The sequence below is a fragment of the Streptomyces sp. ISL-11 genome, assembly GCF_018614525.1.
Classification (GTDB): Bacteria; Actinomycetota; Actinomycetes; order Streptomycetales; family Streptomycetaceae; genus Streptomyces.
In genome coordinates, this window is sequence record NZ_JAGGOL010000026.1 from 25811 (window position 1) to 35574 (window position 9764).

Here is a 9764-nt window from a genome sequence, read left to right on the forward strand (position 1 = left end):
CCGCTCACCGGCGGGGTAGAAGGGACAGTCCTCCTCGATTCCGTGGACCACCGCGCGGTGCAGGTCCTTGCGGGGGTCGGTCGGCTCGTCGCCGCGCAGGACCGCCTCGGGAAGGTCGATGGTGACGTAGTCGGCCAGGCGCGGAACGGCCATCTCGGCGAGTTCGAAGGCGGTACGGCTCACGTCGAGGGTGGTGCCGATGCGGGTGCTGGCCTCCGACAGCAGCTCCAGGCGCCGCCGGGCCGCCACGGCGTACTTCCCCACTCCTGGCTCGCCCACCAGCAGCAGCCGGCCGGCCGCACCGCCGATGGTGCCGGGCGTGGGGGCGGCAGCGGCGGCTGGGCGGGGCACAGCGCGCACGGCGCCGGGAAGAGGTCCGGGCGGCGGGGAAGAAGGGCTGCTGCCCCAGGAGACCGGGTGCCGCGTCGGCTCCGACGGAGACGGCCAGGCGCCGCGGCCGGGAGGCGAGGACCGCCTCGATGGCGACGCCCTCCACCCCGGAGGAGCTGGTCACCGGGCGGCTCAGCAGGGTGACCCGCAGGCCGCCGGGGAGGGACACCTCGACGGCGGCGCGCTGGGCCGAGGAGATCAGCTCGGTGGCCTTCTCCTCAAGGATCATCCGGTCCTGCCGGTCCAGCCCGCTCGCGGCGAGCTCGCCCAGCTGCCCGTCGCCGGCCGGGCCGCCGGCCGGTACATGGGCCCTGGTGTCGAGGTACGCCTGCAGCAGGCCGCGTTCCCGCGCGGAACTCTGCTCCAGCATCCGCCGCTCGATGGCGCCCGCCGCTTTGCGGATCACGAGGTTCAGGGCCGCGTCCGTGTCGGTGTGCGGATAGCCGAGGCAGAGGACTCCCTCGATGCGCCCGCTGAGCGGGTCCCGGACGGGGATCGCCGAACACGCGTTTGCCTGGCCGCGTTCGGCGAAGTGCTCGGCGCCGAAGACGTTGATCAGCTGCCGCTCCGCGAGCGCCAGGCCGATGCCGTTGGTCCCCGCGAACCTCTCGGCGAACACGAAGCCCGGGACGGTCTGGATCGGGGGCAGCCGCCTGACCATGGACGCTGTGCCGAAACGACGCTGCAGCACCGCTCCGCGCCCGTCGGCCAGGGCCACGTTCATGTTCCTGCCCGCGAACACGGACTGCAGCGGGTCCAGTACGGGCCCGGCCGCGCGGACGAGGCGGCCGTCCAGATCGAGGTCATCGGTGTAGGGAAGCTCGGTGCCTTCCGGCGAGAGGCCCAGCGCCCGGCTGCGCTGCCACGAATCGAGGATCGGGCTTCGCACGCCACCCTCCACCGGCCCCATCGCGAAGGAACCGCTCACGAGCGAGCGCGGGGCCGATCTCCTCTGCCACGAGCCCCATCCGGATCACTTCCCTCGTGGGCGCGTACGGCCGCGACCAGCCGCACACCGGGGCGAGTGCACTGCCGTTTCAGTTTAGAACTTTGTGCCGGTATGGCCGTGCCGACAGCGGACACGTGACCTGTCGGCACTGTCCGTGACGCTCGCTCTGCGGTGGTCACATGACCGCGACCGGATTGACGGGCGACCCCGTACCGCCCGGGATGTTCAGAGGGGCCACGAGGAGGAGGAACTCGTAACGGCCCGTCCCGGCACACGCCCCGGAGAGCGCTTCGAGGTCGAGGTTGTCCAGCAGCGGCACGCCCATCGCGGCGATGGCGAGCGTGTGGACCGGGGAGTGCACGCCCTCGACCGGTGACGGCCGTACGTCGTTGTCGCCGTCGCTGCCGAGCAGGGCGATGCCGCGCTCGGCCAGCAAGGGCATGGCGTCCACGTGGAGGCCCGCGCTCGCCGCGCCGAGATCCCAGGCGCCCAGCTCCTCGCGGCGACGGAAACGACCGACCCGCAGCAGCACCGCGTCGCCCTCGCCGATCCTCACGCCGAGCGCGGTCTCCGCGGCGAGGACGTCCGCCGCGCGGACGGCCTGCCCCGGCTCCAGCCAGTCGTTCCCCAGAACGGCGGGGAGGTCGAGGAGCACCCCCTTGGTCACCAGGGGGCCGAGCGCCGGGACACCGCCGAAGCGGGCGCCGCCGGCCCCGACGAGGTCCCGTGCCGCACCGCCGTCGTAGAGCTGCCCGCGATAGGCGATGTGGCACAGCGCGTCCAGATGGCTGACGCTTTTGCCGTGGTAGTCCGCGCCGATGAAGTCCTTGTGCGTGGAGGGCTCGGGAGCCTCGACGTCGCCGAGAGCGGACATGTAGTGCAGGGCGGGTTTGTCGTTGTCCGGGGCGGGCGCGGTGTCCCACGGTCGCGCCATCGCGACGACGGTCCCGGACCGGACCAGGGCGGTGGCCCGCCGTACGTGGTCAGCGGTCACCCGGTTCCAGGCCCCGCGGTCGGCGGGCGACCAGCGGCCCCACGTACGGAGGGCCGCGAAGAGGGCGTCGAACTCCTCACGGGAGACGGCCGGCCCGCCAGGGCCGCCGGCCGGCGGGGGAGCCGGTGCGTCGGGGGGATTGCTGCTCATCGGCTGCTCATCTGCTTCTCGGCGCTTCAACGCGCATGGATCTTCGACGTCACGCACTCGAACAACCCGTATGACACCGCCTATGTCACGCCCGCGTTCCGGCATGTTCGGGGCGCCGTGCGAGCCGCGCGAGGAGAGGGAACGAAGGTCGGGTTCCCCCGGCGACGCCGGTCCGGACAGGTCAGGACGCCCCGTCACTCTGACGCACCATGCTTCCACCGGTTCCCGCGCGCCCCGCTCCGGCACGATGACGTTCGACGCAGACGATCCATCGTGAGGAGTTCCGCATGGCGCGCAGTGTGATGGTCACCGGTGCGACGAGTGGCGTCGGGCTGGCGACCGCGTTGCGGCTGGCCGGCGCCGGCTACGAGGTCTTCGCGACCGCCCGCAGCGCCGAGAAGGCGGAGAAACTGGACGCGCTGGCATCGGAGCGCGGTGTGGCGCTGCGGACGGTGCTGCTCGACGTGGCCGACCCCGGGTCCTGCCAGGAGGCGGTCGACCGGATCGCCCGGCAGACCGACGGCGGACCGTGGGGACTCGTCAACAACGCCGGCATCCCGCTGGCGGGAGCCGTCGAGGACGTCGACGACGAGGCCGCGCGCCGGCTCCTTGAGGTCAACGTGCTGGGACCGGCACGCCTCGCCCGGCTGGTCCTGCCCGCGATGCGCCGCCGCGGGGAGGGTCGCATCGTCAACATCTCCTCGCTGGGCGGACGGGTGACCGCTCCGGGGATGGGCTGGTACTGCGGTGGCAAGGCGGCCCTGGGATCGCTCAACCACGCGCTGCGCATGGAGGCGGCGCCCAGCGGTGTCCGCGTCGTACTGATCCACGGGGCGGGGTACGCCAGCGCCATCTGGGAGCGGGCCGCCGACGACCTGGCGGACCTCGCCGCGTCGGGACGCTCCCCGCACGCGGAGATCTACCGGGGCATCGAGGAAGCGCTGCGGGCCACGGCACAGTTGCCGGGCCCCGAGCCGATCGTCCGCGCCGTCCACCGCGCGCTCACCGCCGAACACCCCAAGGCCTGCTACGTGGTGGGAGCGAAGACCCGCCTGGGCGGTGCAGCCGATCTCCTCGGCCCGTACCGGCTCACCGATCACCTCAAGCGGGTCGCTCTCGGTATCGGCGAGCCGGCCCGGAACCGGCTGGTGGAGTACGCGGCCCGCCGCTGGTGCACCCCCTGGTGACGGAGGGCCCCGCGCGGAGCGGTCAGCGCATCACCCCGGCCCGGCGCCACCAGAGCCGCTCCGCAGGGCCGATCATCCCCACCTCGGTCAGGAAACCGACGAGCTTCTCCCCTGCCCACAGCAAGGTCTCCCGGTAGTAGGGGTTGTCACGGGCCTGACGGCGCGCCACCGCCGGATCGAGCCCGGCCTCGCGGTAGACGCCGGGATGCCGGAGGCAGTTCAGGGTCAGCCAGGCCGCCACGGCGACGAACTCCCGGTGCACGGCACGGCGGGCCGGTGACACGTCGCGGAGGGCGTGCTGGAGCTCCGTGTGGGCGAAGCTGACGTGGCGGGCTTCCTCGATGACGTGGATCCGGAAGACCTGCCGGACCAGCGGCTGAACGCGCTCGTCCCGCATGGCCTCACGCTGCATCCGGTCCAGGACCTCCTCGATGATCAGCGCGAGGGCGAAGGTGTCGATCTCCCCGTAGAAGGGACTGACCAGCGGGAACAGGTGCCGCACCGCAGGAGTGGGCCTGTATCGGCGGCAGCCGAGCGTGCGCGTGAGCCGGCCGAACATCATCATGTGGCGGGTCTCATCGGCGATTTCGGTCAGTGCGTACCGGGAGCGGCTGTCCGACGGACCCCGGTGAGCGACGTACCGCGCGAACATCTGGATCACGCACTGCTCGAACCAGGCGCCCAGGTCCAACAGGCGGGCCAGTTCCTGGCGGGAGAGTTCGAGGCGCTGGTGGTGGTCCATCTCTTCCCACAGAGGAGTGCCGTACAACGACACCCGCTCCGGCTGGAGGAACCAGGCGTCGTCCACGAGTGGCGTCCGCCAGTCGACGTCCTCGGCAGGGTCGAAGGAGTGGTGCGCGGAGGTGTGCAGCAGTCGCTCCGCCACACGCTGGGGGTCGGGCGCGGGCAGCGCCGGCCTGGGGGTCATCGTGGCGTGTTCTCCTTCATGTCGGTGCCGGGAAGCCGGGCGGGGGCAGTGCCGGAATGCCCGGCCGGCGGGAGCGGCGTGCTCAGGACCGGGAGCGAGCCCTTGCGGGTGGGTGTCCACCAGTTCGCGCGGCCCGCGAGACGCATGACGGCGGGCACCAGCAGGCCCCGTACGACGGTGGCGTCCAGCAGGACCGCCAGGGCCAGCCCCACGCCCACGATCTTCAGGAGGACCAGGTCGGACGTGGCCAGGGCGGCCATGACGACGGCGATGGTGAGAGCCGCCCAGGTGAACAGCCGCGCGGTACGGTCCAGGCCGTGGGCCACGGCCATCATGGTGTCCCCGGTGCGCCGGTGTTCCTCGCAGATACGGGCGAGGAGGAAGATCTCGTAGTCCATCGACAGTCCGAACGCGATGCAGAAGACCAGCACCGGCAGGAGCGCGTCGGTGGTCCCCGTCGCCGTGAACCCGCCCAGCACACCCGCGAGATGGCCCTCCTGGAAGACGTGGACCAGAGCGCCGAAGGTCGCGCTCAGGCTCAGGGCGTTGAGCACGAGCGCCTTCACCGCGAGGACCGGCCGCCGCGTCATGACCAGCACCAGGCCCAGCATGGCGCCCGCGACCAGGGAGAGGGCCAGGGGCAGCCGGTCGGCGAGCGATCGCTGCACGTCCGCGAGCGTCGCGCCCGGGCCGCCCACCAGCACCGGGGCGGGAGCGGGGAGTTCCCGCAGGCCGCGGGCGAGGTCGCGGGTGGCCTGGGAGTTGGGTTCGCCGCGCGTGGTGACCGCCAGCCACGCCCCCTTGTCCGAAGCGAAGGAGGCGGAGGCCGCGGTGGGCGGCCGAACCCGTACGCCCCGCTCGTAGCCGCCCGTGGACGTGTCCACGCGCCGCACCCCGTGCAGGCCGGCGATCCGCCGGGCGAAGTCGTCCAGCGCCCCCGGCTCGGCGCGCGCGTCGAAGCGCGGCAGGACCACGGTGGTCGGGCTGACGACCGCGTTGGCGTCGAAACCCTTGCTGAGGACGGTCCGGGCCTCGCCGACGGCCGAGGAGGCGGGCAGGACACGGTCGTCGAAGAGCCCGAAGCGCACGCCGGTGAAGGGAGCCGCCACCAGCGCCAGCCCGGCGCCCACCACCAGCGTCGTCACCAACGGGCGGCGCATCACCCGCACCGCCGTCCTGCCCCACCCGCCCAGAGGCGGCGCGGCTCCCGGGGCGTCGGGCCCGGGCCGTACCCGCCGCCAGCGGGCGAGGACGTCGAAGCGCTCGACACGGTCCCCGAGGACCCACAGCAGCGCGGGCAGCAACAGCAGGCTCCCCGCCGCCGCCAGCACCACCACGACGATCCCGCCGTAGGCGATGGAACGGAGGATCGTGTGCGGAAAGACCAGCAGCGCCGACATCGACAGCCCGACCGTACCGGCGGAGAACGCCACGGCCCGGCCGGCCGTGCGGAGCGCCGTTCGCAGCGCCGGCCCGGCCTCGTCGCCCCGGGCCAGCTGCTCCCGGTAGCGGGTGATCAAGAACAGGCTGTAGTCCACCGCCAACGCGAAACCCAGGGCCGAGCAGATGCTGCTCGCGTACACGGACACGGCGGTGACGGCGGTGAGCAGCCGCAGCAGCGCGAGGGTCCCCAGCACCGCCAGCGCACCGACGACGACCGGCAGCAGCGCCGCCACCGCCGACCGGAAGACGACCAGCAGGAGCAGGGCGGTGAGCGGCAGGGCCAGCAGTTCGCCGCGCAGCTGATCGCGCTCGGACTGTTCGACCACGGCGGCGCGTACGGCCGCCTCGCCGGTGGCGGTCACCGTGAGCGCCCCCCGGTCCCCGGTCACGCGGGGTACCAGCCGGCCGGCCGCCCGCGTGGCCTGCTCCTCACGGCCCCGCAGCCGTACGAGCACCAGCGCGCCGCGGCCGTCGTGCGAGCGCAGCGCCGGTGACCGTGTGGACCAGTAGGAGCGGACCCGGGTGACGGCGGGGTCGGCTTCGAGCAGGCGGGTCAGGCGCCCGGCGGCCGAGCTCGGCCCGGGGCCGTCCACCGGCCCCGCGGCGCGCGTGACCAGCACGAGATTAGGGGTGGCCGCACCGAATTCTCGCTCCAGGACCTCGTTCGCCCGCAGCGCCTCGGCACCGTATGGGACGACCTCGCCGGCCGACAGGCTGTCGTGCGCCGAGCCGCCGAACCAGCCCGCGGCCACGGCGGCGAGGGCCGCCAGGAGGACGACGACCCGGCGGTGGCGGACCGCCCACGGCAGGCCGCCGGCCGGTGCGCCCTCGGCGGATTCCGGCCGCACGCTCAGGCCCGGCGCATGATCAGCACCGCGTTGTGGCCGCCGAAGCCGAAGGAATTGCTGGCCACCACGTCCAGACGGGCCGGGCGGGGAACCTTGGCGACGACATCGAGTTCGATCCGCGGGTCGAGGCGGTCGAGGTTGGCGGTGGGCGGGATGACCTGGTCCTGGAGCGTCAGCACGCTCAGGGCCGCCTCGATGGCCCCGGCCGCTCCGAGAGTGTGCCCGGTGACGCCCTTGGTCGAGGTGACCGCGGGCGGGTGGCCGCCGAAGAGCCGGTGCAGCGTCTCGCCCTCGATCCGGTCGTTCATGGGCGTCGACGTGCCGTGCGCGTTGATGTGGTCGACGTCCGCGTACCCGATGCCGGCGTCGGCGAGCGCGGCGTCGCAGGCCCGCTCGACGCCCGCGCCCTTGGGGTGCGCGGCCGCGTAGTGGTGGCCGTCGGTGGAGGCGCCGTACCCGGCCAGCAGGGCGTGGACCGGGGCCCGTCGGGCGCGGGCGTCCTCGGGGCGTTCCATGACGAGGATCCCGGCGCCCTCGGCGAGGACGAATCCGTCCCGGTCGGCGTCGAAGGGCCGGCTGGCGCCGGCGGGGTCGTGCACGCGGGTGGACAACGCCCCCATGCGGCTGAAGCACACGGAGTTGAAGGGATGGCAGGGTGCCTCGGCACCTCCCGCCAGCACGACGTCACAGCGCCGGGCCAGCAGCAGGTCCCGGGCGACGCCCAGCGCGGTCGCCCCGGAGGCGCAGGCCGTGCTCACGACGAGGCTCGGCCCCAGCGCCTGGAGCGCGATGCCGATCTCGCCCGCCGCCGCGTTGACCGTGCCGCGGGGAACGGTCAGCGGAGAGACACCCTCGTAATCGTGGTTCAGGAACCTCTCGCCGCTGCGCAGGCAGGTCTCCTTGCTGTCGCTCCCCACCCCTACGACGACACCCACCCGCGCCCCGTCCCAGGCACCCGGGCCGAGCCGGGCGTCCGCGACCGCCTCCAGGGCCGCGGCGATCGCCAGGTGCACGAAGCGGTCCATGCGCCACACCTGTGGCCCGATGACCGCCCTGGGGTCGAAGGCGGGTACGCGGCAGCTGAACGGCACCGGCACATCCGCCAGCTCCGGGTCGGGCGCGGCCGTGGGCAGGCCCGCGCAGACCCGCTCCCATGTCGCCGCGACGCCCACACCGGCCGGAGTCAGCAGCCCCAGCCCCGTGACCGCGACGTCGGTGCGCGTCACGCCGACGGCACCGGCTCGCCGGTGGCCGGCTGCACCGGCGTGCCGGTGGCCTCCTGCGCCCGCTCCACCACGGCGACCGCCTGGCCGAACGTATTCCGCAAGGACGCCAGCTCCTCGCCCGCGGGGGCCCGCAGACCGAGCTCGTCCTTGAGCACACAGACGAGTTCCACCACGGCCAGGGAGTCCAGCCCCAGGTCTTCGAGGGTGATGTCGGGGTGGATGACGTCCGCCGGGATGTTGAAGTGCTCGACGACGCACTTCTTGATGGGCTCGTACAGGGAATTCATCAGCTGCTCCTCACGGTGGAAGGGGGATGGCGGGTCGGGAGCGGGGGAGCGGAGCGGTCTCACAGGCGGATCACCACCAGGCCGGCGCTGCTGCCCGCGGCGAGACCGATGAGCGCCACCAGGTCCCCGGGGCCGGCCTGGCCTGATTCCAGCGCTCGCGTCAGTTGCAGGGGCAGGGAGGCGGAGGCGACGTTGCCGTGCCGGGGAAGGGTGAGGACGAGCCGGTCCCGCGGGATGCCGAGGTCCAGGGCGCACATGGCGTCCACGTCCTCCAGAGAGACCTGGTGCACCCCGATGAACGCGCAATCCGTGAGGGTCAGCCCCAGCTCGTCCAGCAGGGAATGCAGAGAGGGCGCGAGTGCTCGCAGGCTGTCACGCAGCCCCATGCCGTCCATCTGGAAGTAGCTGTGCTCCTCGTCCGGCTCGCGCACGCTGAACGTGCCCCCGCCGCGCAGCGTGGCGGCCTGCCAGGCCGAGGAGTCGGCGATGAAGCGGCTGCCGAGCACGCCCGGGGCGGACGGGAAGCTCTCGCCCGCCGTCCAGAGCATCGCCGCGCCGGCGTCCGAGAACCCGTAGGACGGGAACGCGCGGGCGAACGCCGCCGGGTTGGGGACGCTCAGGCGGGCGGAGAGCGACGGTGCCTCGCCGCATGTGATCAGTACGGTGCGGTAGCGCCCCGACGCGATCAACGCCTCGGTGACCTCCACAGCGTTGAGCACGCTGTTGCAGGCGTTCTTCACGTCGAATACGGGACAGGAAAGGCCCAGCTTGGCCGCCACGATGTGGGAGGTGGCCGGTTCGATCATGTCCTGGCTGCTCGCCGCGAAGATCATGAGCTCGACGTCGGCCGCCTGGACGCCGCTGTCGGCCAGGACCTTCCGTGCGGCGCACACGGCCAGGTCGGACGCCTGCTGCCGGGCGCCGACGAGGTGCACCCCCTCCACACCCGTCAGCTCGGTCACCAGACCGCCGGGAGGGCTGAACGGCGCACTCGCGGCCGCGACCTGCGCTTCCCTCTCGGCCATGCTGACCCAGCGCTCGGGCAGGTGGGCGGCCACCCCCGCCAGCCGCGCCCGTACGTTCGTCATCTGGGCAAATTTAACAACGCCGTCCCCCAGCCCACTCGTACGCGCCGGTGATCCGGCGGGCTCCCACCCACCCGGTCCAATCGGGTGCGGAGGGTGTGGACACGCTCGCCCGGCGTGAGGGCGGAGGGCTCCCCGTGTGAGGCCGGGCATAGGGCGTGGATCACGTACGAGGGGAAGTAGTAGGCAGGTTAATCGGTCACTCGCGACCAAATGGGACATTTTCAAAGTGGTCGCGGTGAGCGCCTCGCTTGTCACGATATGGCGTAGTAGGTCA

The 9764-nt window shown here is 72.9% G+C and carries 8 protein-coding genes; 1 reads left to right on the forward strand and 7 read right to left on the reverse strand.

The window, feature by feature from the left end; translation table 11 throughout:
* Positions 1-4: 4 nt before the first annotated feature.
* Both J7E86_RS06840 and J7E86_RS06845 read right to left on the reverse strand, forming a co-directional pair.
* Positions 5-1279, reverse strand: a complete 1275-nt coding sequence (locus tag J7E86_RS06840) for a hypothetical protein (RefSeq protein WP_215080609.1) — start codon at positions 1277-1279, stop codon at positions 5-7.
* A gap of 235 nt (positions 1280-1514) precedes the next feature.
* On the reverse strand, positions 1515-2483 hold the full coding sequence (locus tag J7E86_RS06845) for a cyclase family protein (RefSeq protein ID WP_215080610.1): 969 nt from the start codon (positions 2481-2483) through the stop codon (positions 1515-1517).
* 287 nt (positions 2484-2770) lie between these two features.
* Here J7E86_RS06845 and J7E86_RS06850 point away from each other — a divergent pair, with 287 nt between their 5' ends.
* Positions 2771-3670, forward strand: a complete 900-nt coding sequence (locus J7E86_RS06850; RefSeq protein ID WP_215080611.1) for an SDR family oxidoreductase — start codon at positions 2771-2773, stop codon at positions 3668-3670.
* Positions 3671-3692: 22 nt separating this feature from the next.
* Here the strand turns inward: J7E86_RS06850 and J7E86_RS06855 are convergent, their stop codons facing one another.
* The 5 genes from J7E86_RS06855 to J7E86_RS06875 are packed head-to-tail and all read right to left on the reverse strand — an operon-like array spanning position 3693 to position 9490.
* Positions 3693-4598 carry a diiron oxygenase gene (locus J7E86_RS06855; RefSeq protein WP_215080612.1) on the reverse strand — a complete coding sequence of 302 codons (906 nt, stop codon included), beginning with the start codon at positions 4596-4598 and terminating at the stop codon, positions 3693-3695.
* Entirely contained in the window at positions 4595-6889 is a 2295-nt protein-coding gene (locus J7E86_RS06860; protein WP_215080613.1) for an MMPL family transporter, read from the reverse strand. Before J7E86_RS06860 ends, J7E86_RS06855 begins: the two co-directional genes overlap by 4 nt.
* A 2-nt stretch (positions 6890-6891) precedes the next feature.
* On the reverse strand, positions 6892-8115 hold the full coding sequence (locus J7E86_RS06865; protein ID WP_215080614.1) for a beta-ketoacyl synthase: 1224 nt from the start codon (positions 8113-8115) through the stop codon (positions 6892-6894).
* On the reverse strand, positions 8112-8402 hold the full coding sequence (locus tag J7E86_RS06870; protein WP_215080615.1) for an acyl carrier protein: 291 nt from the start codon (positions 8400-8402) through the stop codon (positions 8112-8114). Before J7E86_RS06870 ends, J7E86_RS06865 begins: the two co-directional genes overlap by 4 nt.
* Positions 8403-8461: 59 nt before the next feature.
* On the reverse strand, positions 8462-9490 hold the full coding sequence (locus J7E86_RS06875; protein WP_215080616.1) for a 3-oxoacyl-ACP synthase III family protein: 1029 nt from the start codon (positions 9488-9490) through the stop codon (positions 8462-8464).
* Between the last annotated feature and the right edge of the window lie 274 nt (positions 9491-9764).

Bases quoted from the DNA above. Each gene is read 5' to 3' on its own strand.
- J7E86_RS06875 (WP_215080616.1), bottom strand. From the start codon at position 9,490: ATGACGAACGTACGGGCGCGGCTGGCGGGGGTGGCCGCCCACCTGCCC.
- J7E86_RS06855 (WP_215080612.1), bottom strand. From the start codon at position 4,598: ATGACCCCCAGGCCGGCGCTGCCCGCGCCCGACCCCCAGCGTGTGGCG.
- J7E86_RS06845 (WP_215080610.1), bottom strand. From the start codon at position 2,483: ATGAGCAGCAATCCCCCCGACGCACCGGCTCCCCCGCCGGCCGGCGGC.
- J7E86_RS06850 (WP_215080611.1), top strand. From the start codon at position 2,771: ATGGCGCGCAGTGTGATGGTCACCGGTGCGACGAGTGGCGTCGGGCTG.
- J7E86_RS06870 (WP_215080615.1), bottom strand. From the start codon at position 8,402: ATGAATTCCCTGTACGAGCCCATCAAGAAGTGCGTCGTCGAGCACTTC.